At 63.8% G+C, this 22,650-nt stretch carries 17 protein-coding genes and 1 pseudogene; 10 read left to right on the top strand and 8 right to left on the bottom strand.

The features are described 5' to 3' along the window. The first annotated feature begins 1 nt into the window (after position 1). The 3 genes from ABZX86_RS22920 (at position 2) to ABZX86_RS22910 (ending at position 3,570) form a co-directional block, all read left to right on the top strand. Positions 2–451 (top strand): hypothetical protein, encoded by a 450-nt coding sequence (locus ABZX86_RS22920; RefSeq protein ID WP_355126507.1) that lies wholly within the window; start codon positions 2–4, stop codon positions 449–451. A 242-nt stretch (positions 452–693) separates the two neighbouring features. Next, positions 694–2,172: a thioesterase domain-containing protein gene (locus ABZX86_RS22915; protein ID WP_355126505.1), complete on the top strand. Its 1,479-nt coding sequence runs from the start codon at positions 694–696 to the stop codon at positions 2,170–2,172. Positions 2,173–2,235: 63 nt separating this feature from the next. Further along, the gene (locus tag ABZX86_RS22910; protein WP_355126503.1) at positions 2,236–3,570 is read left to right on the top strand and encodes a cytochrome P450; all 1,335 of its coding nucleotides are present in this window, start codon (positions 2,236–2,238) and stop codon (positions 3,568–3,570) included. Between the two features lie 75 nt (positions 3,571–3,645). On the opposite strand, the gene ABZX86_RS22905 is transcribed toward ABZX86_RS22910, so the two are convergent. Then, positions 3,646–10,398, bottom strand: coding sequence for an SDR family NAD(P)-dependent oxidoreductase (locus tag ABZX86_RS22905; RefSeq protein ID WP_355126859.1), 6,753 nt, complete (start codon positions 10,396–10,398; stop codon positions 3,646–3,648). An 84-nt stretch (positions 10,399–10,482) separates the two neighbouring features. Next, positions 10,483–13,128 (bottom strand): annotated as a pseudogene (locus tag ABZX86_RS22900) (type I polyketide synthase); the annotation flags it as partial. Positions 13,129–13,856: 728 nt separating this feature from the next. On the opposite strand from ABZX86_RS22900, the gene ABZX86_RS22895 reads away from it, so the two are divergent. Further along, complete coding sequence (locus tag ABZX86_RS22895) at positions 13,857–14,678, top strand: methyltransferase domain-containing protein (protein ID WP_355126501.1); 822 nt, start codon at positions 13,857–13,859, stop codon at positions 14,676–14,678. 72 nt (positions 14,679–14,750) lie between these two features. Here the strand turns inward: ABZX86_RS22895 and ABZX86_RS22890 are convergent, their stop codons facing one another. The 3 genes from ABZX86_RS22890 to ABZX86_RS22880 all read right to left on the bottom strand — a co-directional run bounded on the left by ABZX86_RS22890 (position 14,751) and on the right by ABZX86_RS22880 (position 17,031). Next, positions 14,751–15,401: a YdcF family protein gene (locus ABZX86_RS22890; protein WP_355126499.1), complete on the bottom strand. Its 651-nt coding sequence runs from the start codon at positions 15,399–15,401 to the stop codon at positions 14,751–14,753. Between the two features lie 156 nt (positions 15,402–15,557). Next, positions 15,558–16,184 (bottom strand): nicotinamide riboside transporter PnuC, encoded by a 627-nt coding sequence (pnuC, locus tag ABZX86_RS22885; RefSeq protein ID WP_355126497.1) that lies wholly within the window; start codon positions 16,182–16,184, stop codon positions 15,558–15,560. 253 nt (positions 16,185–16,437) lie between these two features. Continuing rightward, positions 16,438–17,031, bottom strand: coding sequence for a helix-turn-helix domain-containing protein (locus ABZX86_RS22880; protein ID WP_355126495.1), 594 nt, complete (start codon positions 17,029–17,031; stop codon positions 16,438–16,440). A gap of 124 nt (positions 17,032–17,155) precedes the next feature. Here ABZX86_RS22880 and ABZX86_RS22875 point away from each other — a divergent pair, with 124 nt between their 5' ends. From ABZX86_RS22875 to ABZX86_RS22850, 6 genes are all read left to right on the top strand, one after another. Beyond that, complete coding sequence (locus ABZX86_RS22875) at positions 17,156–18,583, top strand: cytosine permease (RefSeq protein ID WP_355126493.1); 1,428 nt, start codon at positions 17,156–17,158, stop codon at positions 18,581–18,583. After that, on the top strand, positions 18,580–19,554 hold the full coding sequence (locus ABZX86_RS22870; protein WP_355126491.1) for a 2-oxoglutarate and iron-dependent oxygenase domain-containing protein: 975 nt from the start codon (positions 18,580–18,582) through the stop codon (positions 19,552–19,554). The genes ABZX86_RS22875 and ABZX86_RS22870 overlap by 4 nt, the downstream gene beginning before the upstream one ends. Then, complete coding sequence (add, locus tag ABZX86_RS22865; RefSeq protein ID WP_355126489.1) at positions 19,547–20,572, top strand: adenosine deaminase; 1,026 nt, start codon at positions 19,547–19,549, stop codon at positions 20,570–20,572. Before ABZX86_RS22870 ends, add begins: the two co-directional genes overlap by 8 nt. 140 nt (positions 20,573–20,712) lie before the next feature. Further along, the gene (locus ABZX86_RS22860) at positions 20,713–21,021 is read left to right on the top strand and encodes a PadR family transcriptional regulator (RefSeq protein WP_355126487.1); all 309 of its coding nucleotides are present in this window, start codon (positions 20,713–20,715) and stop codon (positions 21,019–21,021) included. Further along, positions 21,018–21,383: a DUF1048 domain-containing protein gene (locus ABZX86_RS22855; RefSeq protein WP_355126485.1), complete on the top strand. Its 366-nt coding sequence runs from the start codon at positions 21,018–21,020 to the stop codon at positions 21,381–21,383. Before ABZX86_RS22860 ends, ABZX86_RS22855 begins: the two co-directional genes overlap by 4 nt. Position 21,384: 1 nt before the next feature. Continuing rightward, positions 21,385–21,711, top strand: coding sequence for a DUF1048 domain-containing protein (locus ABZX86_RS22850; protein ID WP_355126483.1), 327 nt, complete (start codon positions 21,385–21,387; stop codon positions 21,709–21,711). Between the two features lies 1 nt (position 21,712). On the opposite strand, the gene ABZX86_RS22845 is transcribed toward ABZX86_RS22850, so the two are convergent. The 3 genes from ABZX86_RS22845 to ABZX86_RS22835 are packed head-to-tail and all read right to left on the bottom strand — an operon-like array spanning position 21,713 to position 22,649. Continuing rightward, entirely contained in the window at positions 21,713–22,087 is a 375-nt protein-coding gene (locus tag ABZX86_RS22845) for a hypothetical protein (protein ID WP_355126481.1), read from the bottom strand. A gap of 26 nt (positions 22,088–22,113) precedes the next feature. Further along, entirely contained in the window at positions 22,114–22,416 is a 303-nt protein-coding gene (locus ABZX86_RS22840) for a hypothetical protein (protein WP_355126479.1), read from the bottom strand. 2 nt (positions 22,417–22,418) lie between these two features. Next, a complete protein-coding gene (locus ABZX86_RS22835) occupies positions 22,419–22,649 on the bottom strand; it encodes a hypothetical protein (protein WP_355126477.1) in 231 nt (76 codons plus the stop codon). Position 22,650: the final 1 nt, after the last annotated feature.

The raw sequence follows: 22,650 nt of genomic DNA, 5'->3' as shown, positions 1-22,650 counted from the left end.
TTTGCAGCTTCTGCTGATCGACCAATTCGGAACCTCTATTCCAAAGAACAAAACCCAATCCAGACAAAAACTCAGGCAGACCGAACTCGTCGTTCAACAAAAGCGGCAACCACATGATCTGCCGTCGGCCGGAGATATGCCGGCCGGTCTGAATTCGACCAGGCGAAAATCAGCCCGAGATCGACAATCACGGTCGCCGAAGTGTCACTTGATGCAGCTGAACCTCAGCGAGATCTGCTCGACCTCAACAGCATCAGCCTGCCTGCCGGCCGTCACCTGCGCACACTTCCAGGCGCCACCGACATCTGCGGAAAATCGATTGCCATTGCTCGGCATTGAGCGCTGCCATGTCATCTATCCCACCCCCATTGGACCGACTCCCAAAGTCCGTATCAGCATCGAGCAAGAACGCGTTCTAGTCAAGGGACATGACGGCGACAGCTTCCAATGACATGCTGGCGACGACGTGATACAACCAAAAGTGCTGGTGGATCCAGATCATTGCGATCGCCAGCAAAGCACCAGCAATCTTATCCTTCGCCGCCGAAGGAACACGTTCTACATCATGGGGGGCTCCAGGCACAATCCAGAAGGAAGTAACCATTGTCCGCATTCGGTCTCGATCCGGGCGCGGATCTCATCATCCCGAAACCGATTCCGCCGAAATCGGCGACTACACGGAAGCATTGAGAAATGACCGCAGAGCAAGGCCGGCTCGTCGAGACATCAGACGAATCCATGAATGAGCATCACACCATCGAATGGTCCACAATTCCCACTCCCACAGTATTGCCCGAGGTGGCACCCTGTGACTGGACAGAAGCGCTCAACGGGCCCGACACCGACACCGCCCAGGTCATAGTTCTGGACTGCCGTAGAGACGAATCCGGTGCGGCACCGACGGATTCGCACGCCATGACACAGAAGGTGTCGTCCGCTTTGCAGTCCTGGTCCGGACAACGACGCTTCGATTCCAGCCCTTTTCTGGTACTCACGCGCGGTGCGATCTCGGTATCGCCCGACGAAGTTGTGCACCCGGCAGGATCGGCGATATGGGATCTTGTGAAGTCGGCTCAGACCGAGAATCCGGGGCGGATCATTCTCGTCGACACCGACTCACCCGATAATGGCCTCGGCGAATTCTCTGGACTGATGGCCATACGAAACATGACCGTCAAGGCAATCGCCAGTGCCGAACCGCAACTCGCCGTACGCGGAAACACCTTGCTTGCACCTCGGCTCGCAGGGGTCGGACACACGCGCGATGGAGAGGCGGCCGAGTCCGCCGAACAGTCCGCAGCGAGCTCCCGATCCGCGGATCCAACTATTGTCCGCATGTTCAGACAGGCGGTTGCGGACGATAGGTTCAGCGACGGCCTGGAGTTCCTTCTTGCGGCTGCACAACTCCGCCCGGCGTTCGACCACGATATGGCAGCAATACCGACCGGCATCGGACTCAGCGGTGGCACGCCCCATAACAGTGGCGGAGATACCCTTCCTCACGTCGTATTGATCTGCACCCCGGCATTTCTCGGCGGATATATTCAGTACATTCTGCTTGCCGCTCATCTGGGCGCTCATCGCCGTCTGTCGGTCATCCCACTTTCGGGTTACGAGGCGGATGAGCCCTTGCCGGCGTCACTCGATGCCGCCATCGAAAGTATCGCCAAGTCCGTCCTCGACACCGTCGGGAACGACGAATTTGTCCTGGCCGGCATGTCGGGAGGAGGAAACCTCGCCCATGCCGCTGCGAGTCGACTTCTGGAACAAGGAAATACCCGGATACAGGGACTGATCATCCTCGATTCCTATATCGCTCGGGAGGCAAACGAGCGCCAAATCGAAACCGCGAGATACGCCGTGGTCGATACGGAGGCGATGATCCCCGACCTCGCCGGCTTCACCACCGCACGGTTGACCGCTCTGGCGTGCTGGCTCGATCTGTTGCTGCAACTCGAGTATCGGCCTGTCGACTGCAAGGCGCTCGTCATCAAATGCACGAAACCGTCACCGACGCATGACCTCACCGCGTGGCCCATAGAAAGCTGGTCAACCGCGCAGACTGTCCAGCCCGTGGATGCTGAACATGTCGCACTGTGCAGCACTGAGGCGCATACGACCGCACAGGTGGTCGACCAATGGCTGAGGCAGTTGAGCGCAAACGACGGTTAACCCGACTTCGGTCATGAGTTCCACATCATCGATCGATGCTGAATTCCGTTAGGGGAGAATAGAATGGGCCGCAGGAAAAAGGGGGGCAAGCTGGCGCCGAAAATGCGGCAGTCCGCGTTTCGGAACACCTGGCAGACCTTGAAGGATCCGAATGCCCTGCTGGTTCGAGGGGTCACGGAGTGCGGCAACGTGTTCCGAGTCGGTTATCCGCACATGGAAGCCACCGTATTCGCCGGTCGAGAGGTAATGGATGAGCTCCTACGTCTGGAGCAGAACGGTGTACTGATCGCTGCGGGCGGATTCAAGGCTTTTCGGGAACAGTTCGATGCGGAGCATTTCATCGCCGATTCGGACGGCGATATGCACGCGGTCCTGCGCCGCCGCCTGGCGCGCGGCCACTCGAGTCATGCGGCCGATCCGGAAAAGCTGGTGGGCGCGGTCGATTTCATGGTCGCACGATGGATCGAACAGAAATCCATCGACCTGATGCCCGAACTGCGGAGGTTGTTCGTCTGCCAGGCGAGCGCGACCATGGTCCCGGCCGACGACGCGGTGGACATGACAGACACCCTGTTCTACGTCAACAGTGTGCTGCTGCGAGTCTCACTCGGGCACTGGCCGAAACTCATGTTGGCCTGGCCGCCGTATCGGTCCGCGCTGCGACAGGTGATGGCGTACGTCACCGAGCTGGCCGACACATTGCTCGCCGAATCGTCCGATTCGGAGCAGCCGCCGCTGGCGACCGCGCTGGTGAACCTGTACCGCAGCGGCGATATCGGCCGTAATGAGCTGATCCTGAGCCTGTTCGGTCCATTCATCGGCGGCGCGGACACCTCCACCTCCACCATCGCCATCGCCCTGCTCGACATCCTCGAGCGCCCCGATCTGCACACCGCGGTGCGGGCGGAGGCGATCGCTTATTTCGACGGTGATCCCTGCGGGGTGGATCCACTGGCGGCCATGCCTCACCTGTGGTCGGCCGTGCAGGAATCCATGCGGTTGAATCCCGTCGCTCCGGGTGTGATCCGGCGCGCCGCAAGGGATTTCGAGTTTCGAGGATTCCAGATTCGCGAAGGTTCGATGGTGATCATCGCCACCACCGCCGCACATCGGTCCGAAGAGCATTTTCCCGATCCCACGTTGTTCATCGCGGACCGATTCGTCGATGTGCGCACAGGCAATCGGATGGGCTACGCCCCCTTCGGTTTCGGCAGGCGCGAATGTATTGCGAAGAACTGGGCCAAGATTCAGGCGCTGCTGTCCATCGCACGCTTGCTTGCCACCTGTGAGCTGGCGTTTGCGGGGAACCCTGGAGAACCGCTGCGGATGACGACATTCCCGCCGCGCACGCCCAAGGGATTGCGAATCTCGGTGCAGCCCATCAAGGCACCGTCGTAGCCGGCGTCGGCATCGGATCGAACGACCACGGCTCCATGGCGAGGTCACCATGGAGCCGATCGCTCCCGAAAACCGCTACGAGATGCCGAATTCGTCCTCCAGCAGGTCCAATAATGTTTGGTCACTCATGGCCATGATGTCCTCCGACGAGGATGTATCCCGGTCTTCGTTCGCCCGACTGGCGATTCGGGTCACATTCAACAGCCTCGAGTAGAATTCATTGGTCAACGTTTTGCTTTCGACCATCTGTATTACCTCTTCTTCCAGACGCGATAACGAGTCCGAGGTATCGGTGTCGGAGAGTTGGGTGAGGATGTGCACGGCCACCGCCTCCGGTGACGGATGGTCGAAGACCAGCGTCGCGGGCAGCCGCAGCCCGGTGACGGTGTTCAACCGGTTGCGGGCCTCGACCGCGGTCAGCGAATCGAAACCCAGATCCCGGAAATTGCGGTCGGCGTCGATGGCCACGCCACTGTCGTGGCCCAGCACGGCCGCGACCTGACCGCGAACAGCCTCCAGCACCAACAACTTTCGCTCGGCCTCGGTCAGTCCCGCCAACCGCTGCCGCAGACCCATCACAACTTCCGGGACGCGGCGGACCTCCGGCAGCAAGCCCTCCAGCAGCGGAGTCAAAGTGCCCGCGCGGGCGCCGGCAGCCAGCGCGGCCATGTCCACACGGGCAGCGACCACACCCGGACGATACTGTGACACAGCGGCATCGAACAATGCCAAACCCTGCTCGTCCGACATCGCCACCACCCCACCCCGACCCAGACGTGTGGTGTCGGCATCGCCGAGGTGTCCGGTCATCTCGGTGCCCGCTGCCCATAAACCCCACGCGATCGACACCGCCGTCCGGCCCTCGCCGCGGCGATGCTCGGCCAACCCGTCGAGGAACGCATTCGCCGCCGCATAGTTGCCCTGCCCCGCAGTCCCCAGCACACCCGCGACCGAGGAATACAACACGAACAACCCCAGATCCAATTCACGGGTCAACTCGTGCAGATGCCACGCAGCGTCAGCCTTGGCCGCCAACACCGCATCCACCCGGTCCGGGCTCAGCGACACCACTACACCGTCATCGAGCACACCGGCGGTATGCACCACACCGGTCAACGGCGCATCCGCGGGAACCGCGGCCAACACATCCGCCACCGCCCCCCGCTCCGACACATCACACGCCAACACCCGCACCCGCGCGCCCAGCCCGGACAACTCCGTAACCAACTCCGCTGCCCCCGGCGCCACCGGACCACGGCGACTCGCCAACACCAGCGACCGCACCCCGTACTCGGCCACCAGATGCCGAGCCAGCATCGCCCCCAATCCCCCTGTCCCACCGGTCACCAACACCGTGCCCGCCGATACCGCCGACACCACGCCCGAATCCACACCATCGGAACCCGCCGGGATGGACAAGGCGATCTTTCCGATATGGCGTGCCTGACTGAAGTATCGGAAGGCATCGCGCGCATGCCGAATGTCATATGTCTTGACGGGCAGCGGAACGATCACTTCCTTGTCGAACATCGTCTCGAGATCGGCCAGCATCTCCGCGATCCGATCCGCGCCGGCATCCCAGAGATCGAACGCGCGATATTGCACTCCGGGGTAGCGAGCGGCGATTTCTCCGCTATCGCGTATGTCGGTTTTACCCATCTCCAAGAAATGACCACCGCGCGGTAACAGCCGCAAAGACGTATCGACGAATTCCCCGGCCAGCGAGTCCAAAACGATGTCCACACCACGCCCGCCCGTGGCCGCCATGAACTTTTCCCCGAAGTGCAGAGATCGGGAATCACCGATGTGCTGCTCATCGAACCCCATGGAACGCAAGGTGTTCCACTTGCCCTGGCTCGCGGTCCCGTACACCTCGATCCCCCAGTGCCGGGCCAACTGTGTAGCCGCCATACCCACCCCGCCGGCAGCCGCATGCACCAGCAAAGTGTCTCCCGGCCGGGCCTGAGCCAAATCCCGGAGCCCGTAATAAGCGGTGAGGAAAACAACCGGAACCGTGGCCGCATCGACGAACGACCATCCCTCGGGCATATGGACGATCAATCGCTGATCCGTCACCGCAAAAGGACCCAGACCATCTTCGATCAGTCCCATCACCCGGTCTCCGAGGACAAAGTCCTCCACCCCCGGGCCGACCTCGACGACCACCCCGGCAACTTCCATGCCCATCAGGGTGTTCGCCGCGGCCACCGCACCCAGACAGATGAGGACGTCTCTGAAGTTCAGGCCACCGGCCCGCACCGCGACGCGGACCTGACCGTGCCCCAATGGTTGATTCGCAGCACCGCACGGGTTCAGGCCGAGCCCGTCGACGGTGTTGTCACCGGCTTCCAGTCGCCACGAAACCGACTCCGGCACAACGAGACCCAGCGAATCGGTCAGCCGGGTCAGCCGGGCCTGGTACAGCACCCCACCACGGACGATCGCCTGAGGTTCACCACAGGCCAACACCTCGGCCAGAGCCACCCCCGGTATGTCGACCGGGTGATCGGTGTCCAGGAGCACGACTCTGCCCGGGTCCTCCGCCTGCGCCGAACGCACCAAACCCCACATTGCGGCACCGGCCAGATCAGCGATCTGCTCACCCGCGCCCGCAACCGCCCCGCAGGTCAAGACCACCAAAACACTTGCGGCGAAACGTGACTCAGCCAGCCAGTTCTGCAGGACTACCAGCACCTCACCCGTCGCCCGGTGCACTCGCTCCGGTACATCCGCAGCGGCGTTGCCGGTCTGCCGCCGGTCGAACACCACCTGCGGCGGCACCGTCACAGTGTCGTCGCGCGTCCACGCCAAAAATCCCTCGACCGTGGTGAACACCCGAGACTCCGGCGCCGGCCCCGAACTCGGAATCGGAGTCGGAGTCGGCGCCGGTGTCCACTGCACCGCGCACAACCGCTCACGCGTGCTCGCCGCGCCCAGTTGTCCCGGCGACACCGGCCGCAAGGTCAGCGATCCAGCCGTCAGCACCGAGTGCCCGGTAGTGTCGGCAACCTCGATCGCCACCGCGGTACCGGAATCGGCCGGCCGGATCCGGGCCCGCACCACCGACGCGCCGACCGCATGCAGCGACACCTCCGACCACGCGAACGGCAACATCACCTCGCCACCGGCATCGGCAGCCATCACCGTGGCATGCAGCACCGAATCCAGCAACGCCGGATGCAGCCCGAACCCCGACGCATCACTCACCGAATCCGGCAATGCCGCCTCGACGAACAACTCCTCACCACGACGCCACAGCGACCGCAACCCCTGGAATGTCGGACCGTAGTCATATCCGAGATCGGCCAGCACCGAATACAGATCGTCCACCGCCACCGCCACCGCACCGCGTGGCGGCCACACTGCCAATCCGTCCGACACCGCAACGGCGGCAACCGAATTCGCGAATTCGCCACCCTCCCGCTCGAGCGCGCCCTCGGCGTGCGTGACCCAGCCCGCCTGCGGGTCCTCGGCATCACGGGAATACACCATCACCCGCCGCACGCCCTGCTCCTGCTCATCGTGCCCATCGACCACGACCTGCAGCTGCACCGCGGTCTCTGCGGTCAACACCAACGGCGTCATCAATGTCAGGTCCCGCAATACCGGGCATCCGACTTCCACCCCGGCCCGCATCGCCAACTCCACGAACCCGGTGCCGGGGAACAACACCACCCCACCGACCGCGTGATCGACCAGCCACGGCTGCGACGCCAGCGACAACCGACCTGTCAACACCACCGCACCCGTGTCCGCGGACACCATCACCGCACCCAGCAACGGATGCCCGGCCCCGGCCAACCCCAGCGACACCGCGTCACCGGTCCCGGTCGAGGTCAACCAATAGCGGCGACGCTGGAACGCGTACGCGGGCAACTCGACCCGACGACCACGACCCTGGCGCACCGCATCCCACATCACCTCCACACCCGACACATCCAAGCGGGCCATCGAACGCGTGAACGCGACCGCGCAATCCTCGCCACGCTGCAGCGAACCCACGATCACCGGGTCATGGCTGTCCGAGGGAGTGCTGCTGCCGGGATCGGCTGCCGCACAGATCTGTTCGATGTCGACGGTCAGCAGGGGGTGTGGGCTCGCCTCGACGAACACGTTGTATCCGTCGCGGTGCAATGCCTGCACGGCCTGCTCGAAACGCACCGTTTCCCGCAAATTTCGGAACCAGTACCGGGCATCCAATTCACTCGGGTCCAGGATCGTGCCGGTGACGGTGGAATAGAACACCACCCCCGACGAACCGGTGGAACCTTGTGAACGCGGCTGGATTTCGGTGAGTGCGTCGAGCAGGTGATCGCGGAGTTGTTCGACCTGAGGAGAATGCGAGGCATAATCCACCGCGATCCGGCGGGCGCGAACATCGAGTCGCTCACACTCGGTCAGGAACAACTCCGTCTGCCCGATGTCACCGGACACCACGGTCGATGCCGGGCCGTTGATCACGGCCACCGCCAACCGGTCGAACCTCTCGAGCAGTCGCTCGACCTGCTCGACCGCGAGCCCGACCGACACCATCGCGCCCTGACCGGCCAGCGCCGTCAACACCGCTGAGCGCAGGATCACGATCCGGGCGGCATCCTCGAGCGACAGCACACCGGCCACGTAGGCTGCGGCGATCTCTCCTTGGGAATGACCCACCACGGCATCGGGTTCCACACCGACCGAACGCCACAGCTGCGCCAGCGACACCATCACCGCGAACAACACCGGCTGCACAACCTCGACGCGCTCCAGCGAGGGCGCACCTTCGCCACCGTCGAGCACCTCGAGCAGCGACCAGTCCACCAATGCGGAGAACACCCGATCACACTCGGTCATGGCCTGCGCGAACACCGGCGAGGAAACCAGCAACTCCCGCCCCATGCCCAGCCACTGCGCACCCTGACCCGGGAACACCAACACTGTCTTACCGTGTCGACCGGCAACCCCCGACACCACCGCACCAGTGCCGGCGGGTAGCCCCTGTGCCACCGCGTCGAGCCCGCCCAGTAACTGGGCCCGATCCGCGCCGACGATCACCGCACGATGATCGAACCGCGAACGTCCGGACAGGGTCGCGGCCACATCCACCGCATCCACATCCGGACGCTGCCCCAGATAGGCCGACAACCGAGATGCCTGCCCCGCCAACCCATCCGCGGTCCGCGCCGACACCACCCACGCCACCGGCACCGTCGCATCCGTCGGTGTCTGTTGTTGCGGTGCCTGCTCGCTCACCGGTGCTTGTTCGAGGATGACGTGCGCATTGGTGCCGCTGATACCGAACGCCGACACCGCGGCACGACGCGGCCGATCGACATCCGGCCACTCCCGCGCCACGGTCAGCACCCCCGCATGCCCCAGCGCCCAATCCACATGTGTGGAAGGCGTATCCACGTGCAGCGTCTTGGGCAGGATTCCGCGACGGAGCGCCTGCACCATCTTGATCACCCCGGCCAGCCCCGCCGCGGCCTGAGTGTGCCCGATATTGGACTTGACCGAACCCAGCCACACCGGCTCCGAATCACGATCGCGCTGACCATAAGTCGCCAGCAACGCCTGCGCTTCGATCGGATCACCCAGCGTGGTGCCGGTGCCGTGCGCCTCCACGACATCGACCTCATCTGCAGACACCCCAGCATTGGCCAACGCCCGCCGAATGACCCGCTGCTGCGAAGGACCATTCGGAGCGGTCAAACCATTCGACGCACCATCCTGATTCACCGCACTGCCCCGCACCACCGCCAACACCTGATGCCCATTACGTTGCGCATCCGACAACCGCTCCAGCACCAGAACACCCGAACCCTCACCCCACGCGGTCCCGTCAGCCGCCTCCGCGAACGGTTTACACCGCCCGTCCGGCGCCAACCCTCGCTGCCGCGAAAATTCGACGAACATTCCCGCCGTCGCCATGACCGTCACGCCACCGGCCAAGGCCAGCGAGCACTCGCCCGCACGCAATGCGGCCGCCGCCTGATGCAACGCCACCAGACCTGCCGAACATGCCGTATCCACCGATACCGCAGGCCCTTCCAACCCCAGCACATACGACACCCGGCCCGACACCACACTCGCTGTCGCACCGGTGAACTCGCGATCCCCGACCCCATCACCACCACCGTAGGACTGGTCGATCACACCGACGTATACGCCGGTGTCGCTGCCCCGCAGCGTCGCGGGCCGGATCCCGGCGTGTTCGAGTGCCTCCCATACCGTTTCCAGCAGGATCCGCTGCTGCGGGTCCATCCCGATCGCCTCACGCGGACTGATGCCGAAGAACCCGGCGTCGAACTCGGCTGCGTCGTAAAGGAATCCGCCCTCGTTCGCGTACGACTTGCCCGCCACACCCGGCGCCGGATCGAACACTCCGTCCCAGCCGCGGTCGGCCGGGAACCCCGAGATCACATCACGCCCGTCGATCACCAACTGCCACAACTCTTCTGCGGAAGACACCCCGCCCGGAAACCGGCACCCCACGCCCACGATCGCCACCGGATCCGACGACGACACCACCGATGCCGATTCCGTAGCCGCGGAGATATCGGTGTCGGTGAGCTGGGTAAGGATGTACGCGGTCACCGCATCCGGTGTCGGATAGTCGAAGACCAGGGACGCAGGCAACCGCAACCCGGTGACAGTATTCAACCGGTTGCGCGCCTCGACCGCGGTCAGCGAATCGAAACCCAGATCCCGGAAATTGCGGCCGGCATCGATAGCCACAGCGCTGTCGTGACCCAGTACGGCCGCGACCTGACCACGAACAGTGTCCAGTACCAACGTCTTTCGCTCGGCAGACGCCAATCCCGCCAACCGCTGCCGCAACCCCACCACAACTTCCGGGACGGGATGGAGCCCCGGATCCCCGGCCTCCGACAACCCCGACAACCCCGCATCGCCGACCCTCGGCGTACTCAACCAATACCGGCGACGCTGGAACGCATAGCCCGGCAACTCCACACGCCGCCCACGACCCGCCAGCACCGCATCCCACGCCACCCCCACGCCCGCCACATCCAAGCGAGCCATCGAGCGGGTGAACGCGAGAACACTGTCCTGGTCGCGCTGCAGCGAACCCACGATCACCGGGTCCCGGCCATCATCGGAAACCGAAGCCTCACAGATCTGTTCGATGTCGACACTCAGCAACGGGTGCGGGCTCGCCTCGACGAACGTGGTGTACCCGTCCGCGCGCAACGCCTGCACCGCCTGCTCGAAACACACTGTGTTCCGCAGATTCCGGTACCAATGGTCCGCATCCAACCCGGCCGGATCCAGAACCGTACCGGTGACAGTCGAATAGAACGCCGCCCGCGGCGATCCGGTCTCGAGTGGTGGTGTCCGGTCTGTGGTCAGTGCCTGCATCAGGTGATCACGGAGTTGGTCGATCTGGGCCGAATGCGAGGCGACGTTCACAGCCACCCGCCGGGCCCGGATGCCACGCCGCTCACACTCACCCAACAGCAACTCCACCGGCTCGATCGCGCCGGAGACCACCGTCGATCTCGGGCCGTTGACCACCGCCACCGACAACCCGTCGTACCTGGTGAGCAGCTCCTCGACCCGCTCCCGCGACGCGAACACCGATACCGTCGCGCCCTGGCCTACCAACGCCGTCAATGCCGCCGACCGCCTGATCACAAGCCGGGCGGCATCCTCGAGCGACAACCCGCCCGCGATATGAGCCGCGGCGATCTCTCCCTGCGAATGACCCACCACCGCATCGGGTATGACACCGACCGAACGCCACAACTCCGCCAGCGACACCATTACCGCGAACAACACCGGCTGCACGATCTCGATGTGTTCGAGCCACCCCGCATCATCGGTGGCAAGCACATCCAGCAACGACCACTCCACCAAAGGAGCGAACGCCCGATCACACTCGGCCATCTTCTGCGCGAACACCGGAAACCGAGCCGACAATCCCCGGCCCATCCCCAACCACTGCGCGCCCTGACCCGGGAACACCAGCACCGTTTTGCCATGTGCGCGTGCGGTTCCCGATACAGTGCCGACACCGGCCAGCCCCTGTGCCACCTCCGCCAAACCCTCCAGCAACGCCGCTCGGTCCCCGCCCACGACCACCGCACGTTGCTCGAACCGCGACCGCCCCGCCAATGTCACCGCCACATCCACCGGATCCACATCCGCACGCTCGAGCAGATAATGCGACAGCCGATCCGCCTGCCCCGCCAATGCCTCCGGCGTCCGGCCCGACACCACCCACGCCACCGGCCCGCCCCCACCGGTCACAGGTTCGGTCACCGACTCCGGCGCCTGCTCGAGGATGACGTGGACATTGGTACCACTGACACCGAACCCCGACACCGCGGCGCGACGCGGCCGATCGACCTTCGGCCAGTCGCGTTGTTCGGTGAGCAGCTCGACCCGCCCGGCGTTCCAATCCACCTGTGTGGACGGCGTATCCACGTGCAACGTCTTGGGCAGGATTCCGCGACGGAGCGCCTGCACCATCTTGATCACGCCGGCCACACCGGCAGCCGCCTGGGTGTGCCCGATATTGGATTTGACCGAACCCAGCCACACCGGCCGATCCGCCGGGCGGTCCTGCCCATAGGTGGCCAGCAACGCCTGCGCCTCGATCGGATCGCCCACTCTGGTCCCCGTACCGTGGGCCTCCACCACATCGACCTCGGCCGCGGACACCCCGGCATCGGCCAGCGCACGCCGAATAACCCGCTGCTGGGAGCGACCGTTCGGCGCGGTCAAACCATTGGACGCACCATCCTGATTGACCGCGCTACCCCGCACCACTGCCAATACCTGATGTCCGTTGCGCCGGGCATCGGACAACCGTTCCAGCACGAGCACGCCCGAGCCCTCACCCCACGCCGTCCCGTCGGCCGCGTCGGCGAACGGTTTACACCGACCATCGACAGCGAGCGCCCGCTGCCGGGAGAACTCGACGAACGTCGCGGGCGTGGACATCACCGTCACACCACCGGCCAGCGCGAGCGAACACTCCCCCGACCGCAACGCCTGGACTGCCAGATGCAGCGCCACCAACGATGACGAGGCCGAAGTGTCCACCGAAACCGCCGGGCCCTCCAAGCCCAGCACGTACGACACCCGACCCGAGACCACACTGGTCGAACCGCCGGTCAATTGATAGCCCTGGACGTCGACGGGAACCTGCGCGCCGGCACCGGCGCCGTAGTCGTTGTGCATCACCCCGCAGAACACTCCGGTGTCGCTTCCGCGTAGCGCGGATGGGTCGATGCCCGCCGATTCCAGTGCCTCCCATGCGGTTTCCAGCAGTACTCGCTGCTGAGGTTCCATCGCCAACGCCTCGCGAGGACTGATCGCGAAGAACTCGGCGTCGAACTCGGAGGATTGATGGAGAAATCCGCCGACGCGCACATAGGACTTGCCGGGCACCCCCGGCTCCGGGTCGTACAGGTGTTCCAGGTCCCACCCGCGGTCTGCCGGAAAATCCGACAGCCCATCACGGCCGTCGATAACCAACTGCCACAGGTCTTCGGACGACTCCACACCGCCGGGATACCGGCAGCCTATCCCCACTATCGCGATCGGCTGCGCCCGCTCAGGCTCGTCATCGAAAAGCTCCGCGCGCCCTGGATATACCCGAGTCATACCAATTCCCTATCCAAGTCGAATGAATTTGGGTTGCGATGTGTTGTCGTGGGTATCGGTCGGGATAAACCACGAAATGGTCGTGAAGGACATCGGCACAGGACGAACCAGGCCCTGAATTTCTAGATGCCTACCGAGGTGCGGGCCGCTGCCATGGTCATCGAAAGGTCGACACCGCATTCGCGATGATGGGCGTGGGCATCTGATACCCGAAACGCCGCGAGCGCCGATATACGACTCCTCATACCCTATTTTCCCACCCCTCAGATCTGGTCGAACTCGCGAGCAGAACGGTCGATCCCCCGAAGCCGCGTTGCCCGTGCCCGGCAGGATCGTCGGGCCGGTCAGAACCACTTCATCAACGTAGAACACGTTCCTGTTTGATGCAAGAGTCTCTACGCTGACACCGATGTACGAGCACTTCCCATGCCCTCGCCCAGCTCGAAGTTTGCTGAGGAACATGTTCTGACAACGGCGCGGACAGACTGCTAGCATCGGCGACTGGCCCCGCATATCGGCGGGGTTCCATCGCCTGGAGGGGGCAAGCCATGACAGTTATGGAATTTCGTGACTCCGAGACCTCGGCCCGACGCATTTTGCGGTGGACTCGCGAATGGGGGTGGTTGGCATCCCTGGCCTTCGTACCCGGGATTCCTGATCGATTCAGTCGTGTGTACGACGACATTTTCACTGCATCCAACTGGCTAGGCGAGGAATCGCTATTCTTTAATCTGGGCTACTGGAAAGACAATCCTCAAACGTTCGATCAAGCGGGCGCCGCATTGGCTCGGCTGGTAGCGGCCGAAGCGCATCTCGAGTCCGATGATGTAGTGGTCGACGTCGGCTGCGGATTCGGCGATCAAGATTTTCTCTGGGCGGATGAATTTGGCCCGAAACGAATTACAGGCGTAAATATATCCGCGAAACAGGTCGAGACCGCGAGCAAGCGGGCCGCTGAGTTGGGACTCAGCGATATCGTAGAGTACATACACGGGTCCGCAAGCGATCTACCTCAGCCCGATGCGTCCGTAACAAAAGTGACCGCGGTCGAATCAGCGCTTCACTTTCCGTCGCGTTCACGATTTTTCGATGAAGCATTCCGAATCCTGGCACCTGGCGGCCGATTGGTGACCGCCGACGTCGTGCCGCTCGCGAATGAGTATGTTCCGAGCAGGATCAGGCGGCTACGCCCCCTGGAAAAATTGGTGCACGGAATATTCACGACGGGCCCCCAGAATCACACCAATGCGGAACAATACCGCCAAGCGCTCATAGCATCCGGCTTCAAAGACGTGAAAGTCTACTCCATCCGGCATCACGTCTACCCGCAATATGCGGAATTTGTCAGCCGTAAACTCAGGCAGCCGGAGATGAGGAGAATCAATCCGTTGATTCGGATCTCGTACGGCCGAAGAGGAGCCGAGTTTTGGAGCCCTTGGCTGGACTATATCGTTGCTATTGCAGACAAGCCGACTGCGGGAGATGATCTTTAGCCCAATTTTTCGCACTGATCCCGCGCCGGCATAGCAGGCGCGGGATCGTCCGAAGCCATTCGCGTTGGTTGGTCAGCGGCGGGTCATCGACTGGTAGAGCCAGTCGAACCGGGGTACCTGCTCGGGCGTCACCGTGCCCACCACGTTTACCCCCGCCTCGATGAATGTCCTGACAGCACGGGCGATGTGGTCGGCCGAGGTCACTACGACGGCGTCTCGTGCGCCGATTTCGCGGATGATCGCTGCCGAATTGTCGGCGTTGTCCACGGTTGATTGGGCGTCCTGCTCCAGATGGATTCGATCTGCCGAAATGCCATGCGAGACAAACCAATCCCCCATCGCCTGCGCTTCGGTGACACCGTTGCGCGCATTGCCGCCCGTGAGGATGACGGGCGAGGCGGGCGCCAGCAATGCTTGGATGCATCCGGCTTGTAGCCGTTCGACGAGTTCCGGGCGCATCGCGCCGTCGGGGAGCAGACCGTAGCCCAGTACGACGATCGCGGTGGCGGGCCCGCGCGGAGCGGGTAGCGGTCCGGACGGGAATTCGTCGATCCAATCAGAGGATCCGGATGCCGAGCCCGACGACGATCCGGCCGATCCTGACGATGATCCGGCCGACCCCGAGTCCGCGCTCGCGATCCCGGCGGGCAGAGCGACCAGAGTGACGGCTGTCGCGATCACTCCCAGCCACACGGGAATCCGGGCACCGGCGGAATGCTTCATTCGCTCCCCTTGCGCTTACGGTCGGGTGGCTGGAGCCGAGCATTATCGCTACACCGCCGATATCGTATGCGTTTGGAAACAAAGCACGAAGGGGACACGCAGAACGACTATTGAAGTTCCGCCGTCACCTCCGTGCCAATCACTGTGTACACAATGTCACTCAGAAAATACGAAACCGTCTCGGCGAGCGCGGTATTCGCGGCGCCAGCGGATGAACCCGAGCAACACCAGCACAAAGAAGACTCCGTACACGGCGCCCGAGGCATACAGCCCGGACTTCAGCGCCAGCGGCACACCGACCAGGTCGACCAGCATCCAGATGATCCAGAAATCCACCAGCGCCCGGCTCTGCGCGAATGTCGCAATGGCGCTACCGACGAATACGTACGCATTCGCCCACGGCGACCACGCGATATGCAGCCACGAAAGGTGCTCGAACAGTTCCGCCACGAGCACTGTTCCGATCACGAGCAGTCCCAGCAGGGTCAGCCGCTCCCGGCGGGAAGCCGACCGCACCAGCAGTTCCCGATGGTCCCGGGTGCCGCGGGTCCACGTCAGCCAGCCGTAACAGGCCAGCACGAGGAACAGCAGCTGCTTGAGCACATTGCCGGGCACGTGCGCGTGCAGGGATGCGGACAGCAGCAACAGCGCACCCGCCATTTGCACGGGCCAGGTCCACACCGTCTTGCGGATGGCCAGCCACACCACCGCCAGCGAGAGCACGTTCCCGATCGCGTCGGTCCAGAGCACATGCTCCCCGAACAGCTCGAAGGCCGCGTTCACACCGCACCACTGCGATCGGTCATCCCGAATCCCTCGGACTGCACAGGCATCCGGATCTCCTTCACGGCTGGTGAATCAGCGCTGCCGAATTCCGGAGCGTACACACCCTCGCATCCGCGACCTTCGCCCCCGGCCCGGGATCCGGCGGATGGACGACGAGACATCCGTACCGACTGTTTTGACGGCGAGGTATCGGTGAAACACACCGGGCAACGTCGCTGCCCTGCCGAACCGTGCCCGAATGCCTTCAGTATCAAGGCAGAGCGGGGCGGCTCATCACCACGGTCAGGTGGATGGGGTCGCCGTCTATCGGGAGCCATCGGTTGCGTAAGGCCGCTGGGTGCGTGATGACGTCGCGGGGGCCGAGCCGGTAGTGGGTCGAGGGTTCGAATTCGATGTCCAGGTTGCCGGCGACGACGTAGAGGGCGACCTCGCCGGTGCTGTCCAGCTGCCACCACTCGGAGACGTATTGTCCTGGGGCGATGCGATATTCGCTGATATCGAGTTGTGAGTCGGTACCCAGGGTCATGAAGCGGCCGAGGGCCGAGTCGGGGCGGTCGGCCACCGCGATCATCTCCCCTTCGTCGGCGCGAATAACGCGTATGAGCTCGGGCGCCGTGGGCGGGGCGGGCAGCAGTGCACCCGGCGCGACATGCAGCGCTTCGGCGAGGCGGTAGATCGTGAACACCGACGGGGTGGACGCGCCGCGCTCGAGCTGCGACAGGAAGGCTTGACTGATCCCAGCTTTCAACGCGAGCGCCCGGGTCGAGAGCCCTGCCTGTTCACGAAGCTCGCGAAGTAGCGCACCGACTGATCTGGCTACTCGGTCCTCTTCGAGGGATTCCACCGCCGACTTCACCTGACCTTAACGAGTGCTGACTGCTGACGTAACTCAATTTACCGAATCTGAATGCCCACAGCAGTCAGTATCAGGCGTGGTTCCAGCCTATCGAGTTATCAGGAGTGCCCACATGCAAGGCACAGCGACACCTCGGCGCATCACCGTCGAACAACGCGGCATCGACCGCATACCCGCCGAGGAACGACGAGGATCGGTCCTGCAGCTGTCCGGACTCTGGGGCGGCGTCGTGCTCAATCCCCTGACCGTCGTCTACGGCGTGCTGCTGGTGACCCTCGGGCTCGCACCGTGGCAGTGCGTGCTGGCGGTAGTCATCGGCAATCTGACCTGGATCGTCACCGGCCTGTGCAGTCTCATCGGCCCGGCCGCCGGGACCCCGACCTTCGTGGTGAGCCGGGCGATCATGGGCCGCTGGGGGAATCGGCCGCTGGCACTGCTCAACTGGGCCATGCAGGTCGGATACGAGGTGCTGGACCTGGTGCTCATGGTGCTCGCCGTGAACGCCCTGCTCGATATGGCCGGGGTGCACGTCAGCGGATCCACCAAATTGGTGGTGATGGTGGTCCTTTCGCTCGGCCAGAGCGCCTTGCCACTGCTCGGGCACGCCGCCATCCTGCGCACCGTGCGATCGATGGTGCTGCCGTTCGCCGCCGGATTCGCGGTGCTGGCCTACCTGACCATGGATCGCTTGCACACACCCGGCATAGCGGCCGGGGACTGGGCCGCGTTCCTGGGTGGAATCGCCTTGGTGGCCAGTGGATCCGGGCTCGGCTGGACGCCCAATGCCGCGGATGTCTCGCGCTACCTGCCCGAAAACACCGGCCGCACACGACATGTGGCCGCGGTGGCCGCCGGCGCGGCGGTGCCGCAGATTCTGCTGATGCTGGTCGGTGTCGGTGTCGGGTTCGTGACCCCGGCGGCCAGCGATCCGGTGAGCGGTCTGCCCGCGGCGTTCCCGGGGTGGTTCACGGTGCCGTTCCTGCTGCTGCTGATCGTCCAGCTGGGCGCGCTGAATGGATTGAACCTGTATTCCTCGGGTTTGACACTGCAGTCCGCGGGTCTGCCGTTGAGCAGGATCGCGGCCGTCCTCCTGGACTCGGCGATGTGCACGGTGCTGGCCGGAATCGTCTTGTCCTCAGGCAGTTTCAACACCGCGCTGAGCAACTTCCTGCTTTTCATGATCGTCTGGTTCGCGCCGTGGTCGGCGATCCTGGTGGTCGATTACTTCCTGCGGCGCGCCCGCTATTCCGACACCTCTCTCGAACGGCCCGCGCGCTGGGGTAAACCGGGTGTCATCGCCCAGGTACTCGGTATGGCCGCCGCAGCGCTGTGGCTCGTCACCACCGTGTGGTCCGGCTGGATCGCGCAGGCGGTCGGCGGCATGGATCTGTCCGTCTTCGCCGGGCTCGGCGTCGGAGGAATTTCCTACTGGCTACTCGCACGCCGCGGCTACCGAACCAAGCTCGAAATACGTTCCGGCGTCACGCTTCCCGCCACTGTGGAGGCCGATATTCATCTGAAAGAAGGAGTTTCGCAGTGATCGTCCCCGATATCCCCCTCATCGACGTCGCGCGGTGGCGAACCAGCACCGCGGCCGAACGTGCGGCGCTGGCTGCGCGTCTCGACGAGGCCATGCAGAACTCCGGTTTCTTCCTGGTCGCCGGACACGGCATCGACTATCGCCTGATGGCCGAACTCCGCAGCGCCGCACGGTCATTCTTCGCTCTGCCGCAGTCGGCGAAACTCCCCTACGCCACCGCGGTCGGCGGTCGCGGCTGGCTGGCGACCGGCGTCGAAGCCAATTCCTACTACGGTGAATTACCCGACGCCGCCAAACCGGATCTGAAGGAGACCTTCACCGCCGGCCGCGAACATCACACGGGCAATCCGGAACTCGACGCCGCGTGGTTCGCCCCCAACGTCTGGCCCGCCGAGGTACCGGCACTGCGGGAACTGGTGCTGGACTACACCGCCCGAGTGCGGGCCCTGTTCCTGGAACTGCTGGAGATGTGCGCGGTCGCGCTCGGCCTGGAGGCCGACTACTTCGTCTCGCGGGCCGCCGATGCGCCGGATTCGTTGAATATCAACAGATATCCCCCGATCGGCATCACCGGCCCCGCGGCTGAAGGCCAGTACCGGGTCGGACCGCACACCGATTGGGGAACGCTCACCATCCTGGACCGGCAGGTCGGCTACGGCGGATTGCAGGTGCAGTCCCTCGACGGAACCTGGGCCGATGCCCCGTTCGTGCCGGGTGCGCTGACGGTGAATATCGCCGACATGCTGGCCCGCTGGACCGGCGACCGCTGGCGATCGACCCGGCACCGGGTGCTGCCGCCGTCGGATTCCGCGCCCGATGAAGACCTGATCTCACTGATCGCGTTCTTCGAAATCGATATGGACCTCGCCATCACACCGCTCGCGCCACCCATCGGCGGCGGCGTCGACTACCCGGTCGTGACAGCGCACGAATACATGAACGAACGAGTGAAAGCAGCCTCCGTTGCCTGATGCCCAGGACACTCTCGCCTTCGCCGCCGCCATGCCGAAGGTCAGCCTGCACTGCCACCTCACCGGCACCCTGCACCCGCGCACCGTGGCGGAACTGGCCGCCAAGCACGGGGTGCCGATGCCCGACGGCCGCACCGCCGAAACCCTCTACGACCACGGCTCGTACGAGAACCTCGGCGAATTCCTGCGAGTACTCGATCTGGTCGGCGCGGTCATGCTCGACCGCGACGACTTCCACCGCACCACCTACGAAACCCTCACGCTCGCAGCACAACACAATGTGATCTACCGGGAGATGTTCATCAGCCCGCCCTCGCACCCGGACGTGGACTACCCCACCATGATCGAGGGCATCACCGCCGGACTCCGCGATGCCGAAGCCGACCACGGCATCGTCTGCCGGCTGATCTTCGCCATGAACCGCAATGCCGATCCGGCCGACGGTATCGAGCTGGTGCGCAATGTGATTCGCCATCGCACGGACGACATCCTCGGCATCGGACTCGATTACGAGGAAGTGACCGGCCCACCCGAGCGATTCGCGGAGGCGTTCGCACTGGCGAAGAAAGCCGGATTACACCGCACCGCACACTCGGAATCCGGTCCGCCCCAGAACATCATCACGCTGCTGGACCTGCTGGACTGCGAACGCATCGACCACGGCTACCACGTCGTCACCGACCCGGCCCTGACCCGCCGCTGCCGCGACGAAGGCATCCCCTTCACCTGCACCCCCGTGAGCTCCGATATCGGGCGCTACTCCGGATCCGGCGACGGCACCCACGCGGTAATCGCCGCAATGGTGGACGCGGGCCTGGCCGTCACCATCGACGGCGACGACCCGCCCATGTTCGGCACCGATCCCACGCACGATCTGGTCGCACTGGTGCGGGCGCTCGGATACGGCCCCGAGCAACTGATGAGGTTCACCGAGAACGGGATCGAAGCAGCCTGGCTGGACGCCTCGGACAAGGCGACCCTGCGTTCGCGAGCCCGAATGATGTCGACGGCGAAGTGAGACCGAACGTCACCGAGCCGTTCGGTGACGTGGGCGGCAGTGTTGTCCCGAGCACTACTCTGCGCTACAGTCTAGTGGTAGTCAGTAGCGCAGAGTAGTGCGCTTCGATGAAAGGGGCTGCTACGGATAATTTGACGGAGATGCTGAAAGGCGCGCTCGAAGGCTGCGTCCTCGTGATCATCGACGGCGAGGAGACATACGGTTACGCCATCACGCGCCGACTGAATGATCTCGGTTTCACGGACGTCATCGAAGGCACGGTCTACGCCATCCTGCTGCGGTTGGAGAAGAACGGGCTGGTCGATGTGTCGAAACGACCCTCCGAAGTCGGGCCGCCGCGCAAATTTTACGCACTCAACGACGCGGGCCGCAAAGAACTAGCACTATTTTGGGCGAAATGGGAATTCGTCTCATCACGTATCAATGAGCTCAAAGGAAGCGCGCAATGAACTTCTGGGAGACAATCACGGGCAGCGATCTCACCAGGGAATACCGGGCCTTCGAAGCCCGGGCCGAGGCCCTTCCGGCCGAGTATCGAGCGGCATGGGCGGAGATCAAGATCCAGCTCTCGCCCTACTCGGAATTCACCGGTCGCAACCTGATGCCGATCCTCGACAACACCCTGGGTTTCCTCGAGGTGACAGCGGCGGAGGGTCAGAGCGTCCACGAGGCGCTGGGCGATGACATCAGGGCCTTCTGCGCGGCGATTGCCGGCGCGGAAGGAGCCGGGAGTCAGAAGACCTATCGCGACAGATGGCGCGAGCAGCTGAACAAGAATGTGGCCAGAAAACTGGACCGGCTAGGAGAATAAGGTGGGTATCCGCGACATCATCGAAGGTAAGAAGGAGTGGCGAGCGCACATGGCGCGAGTCAAGGCGCTCCCACCCGACTATCAGATCGTCTACAAGGAGATGCAGAAGTACTTTTTCAAGATCGGGCCGGTCGATCTGGTCGAAGGCGACTTGCTTTCCGGGATTCTCGATTTCTTCGAGGAAGGCGTCGCAGCCGACAAAGGCGTCATAGAATTGATCGGCAGTGATGTCGCGGCTTTCTGCGATGACCTGGTAAAGGACTCGCGAACCAATGCCGACATCTATCAGGAGTCGGTCAGCAAGGAAGTCGCCGAGAGACTGAAATGACCTACTGGTCGAAGAACATCGACGTGCGGCGGTGCGGGTAGTCCTCGTCCCATTGTTCCCGGGCGGTCTGCGGCAGATCGCGCTCAGGCGAATCACTGAGCTGCTCAACGATTGTCGTGACGCGCGGATCGGCGTGCACCTCGGCCACCAGGTCTTCGACCTGCGCCTGCGCCCGATCGCGAGCCGCATTGAGCAGCCGGGCGATCCGCGGTCCGAGCGGACGACCTTCGACAATCGCCTCATCACCGATATCGAGGGCAATGATGTGGCCGTTCGCCCGGACGTCGACGGAGATGCCGTCCGATATCAGCGAAACATGGCTGGTCGCCACCGCTCCGGCGAGGCGATCCATCCGGGTGGATAGTGATTCGGTCACCCGATCCTCCTGTGCGACTATCGAATTCATTCCTGAAGATTGCAGAAATCCTGTGCGTTCCGGGAGTCGTTCGCCACGTACTCGACCGCACCCGACGCCGAGTGTTCTCCCAGTTCGCCGAGATGATCGGCGAGGATCTGCAGAGCCAGGGCGCCCAAACCGGCGCCGAAGTGGCAGGCGCCGGGGACAGCGGTCCCGTTCAGGCCGCTCTCGACACCGGGAAGCGCTGTGTGCGTGGTGATCTCGCCGATTCCGGTGCCTGCGGCCGCGAAGGTGCCCCCGAGTTTCAGCACGGACTCGGGGTGCACCTCGACCGATCGATCGCCCATTGTCATCTCCCTAGAACTATCTTCGTGAATGTCAGTACGACGATCAGCAGGCCGATCAGGATCAGTGCGATACCTCCGGGCAGAGTGGGGAACCCTCGGCTCGACGGCGAATGCGTGCGGCCGTAGGCGACCAGCCGGGTGGCCAGATCGCGAAAGTTCAGCACCAGCAGGAGCCCGAGCGTCGAAACACCCAGCCCGACCACGATCAGAATCGTGTCACCCACGTATTTCATG

Source organism: Nocardia sp. NPDC006630 (assembly GCF_040611495.1).
Lineage (GTDB): Bacteria > Actinomycetota > Actinomycetes > Mycobacteriales > Mycobacteriaceae > Nocardia.
The sequence above is the reverse complement of the archived record's forward strand: the minus strand, read 5'-3'. Positions and strand labels throughout refer to the sequence as shown.

Bases quoted from the DNA above. Each gene is read 5' to 3' on its own strand.
- ABZX86_RS22915 (WP_355126505.1), top strand. From the start codon at position 694: ATGACCGCAGAGCAAGGCCGGCTCGTCGAGACATCAGACGAATCCATG.
- ABZX86_RS22840 (WP_355126479.1), bottom strand. From the start codon at position 22,416: ATGGGCGATCGATCGGTCGAGGTGCACCCCGAGTCCGTGCTGAAACTC.
- ABZX86_RS22860 (WP_355126487.1), top strand. From the start codon at position 20,713: ATGCTGAAAGGCGCGCTCGAAGGCTGCGTCCTCGTGATCATCGACGGC.
- ABZX86_RS22910 (WP_355126503.1), top strand. From the start codon at position 2,236: ATGGGCCGCAGGAAAAAGGGGGGCAAGCTGGCGCCGAAAATGCGGCAG.
- ABZX86_RS22855 (WP_355126485.1), top strand. From the start codon at position 21,018: ATGAACTTCTGGGAGACAATCACGGGCAGCGATCTCACCAGGGAATAC.
- ABZX86_RS22875 (WP_355126493.1), top strand. From the start codon at position 17,156: ATGCAAGGCACAGCGACACCTCGGCGCATCACCGTCGAACAACGCGGC.
- ABZX86_RS22890 (WP_355126499.1), bottom strand. From the start codon at position 15,401: ATGAAGCATTCCGCCGGTGCCCGGATTCCCGTGTGGCTGGGAGTGATC.
- ABZX86_RS22835 (WP_355126477.1), bottom strand. From the start codon at position 22,649: ATGAAATACGTGGGTGACACGATTCTGATCGTGGTCGGGCTGGGTGTT.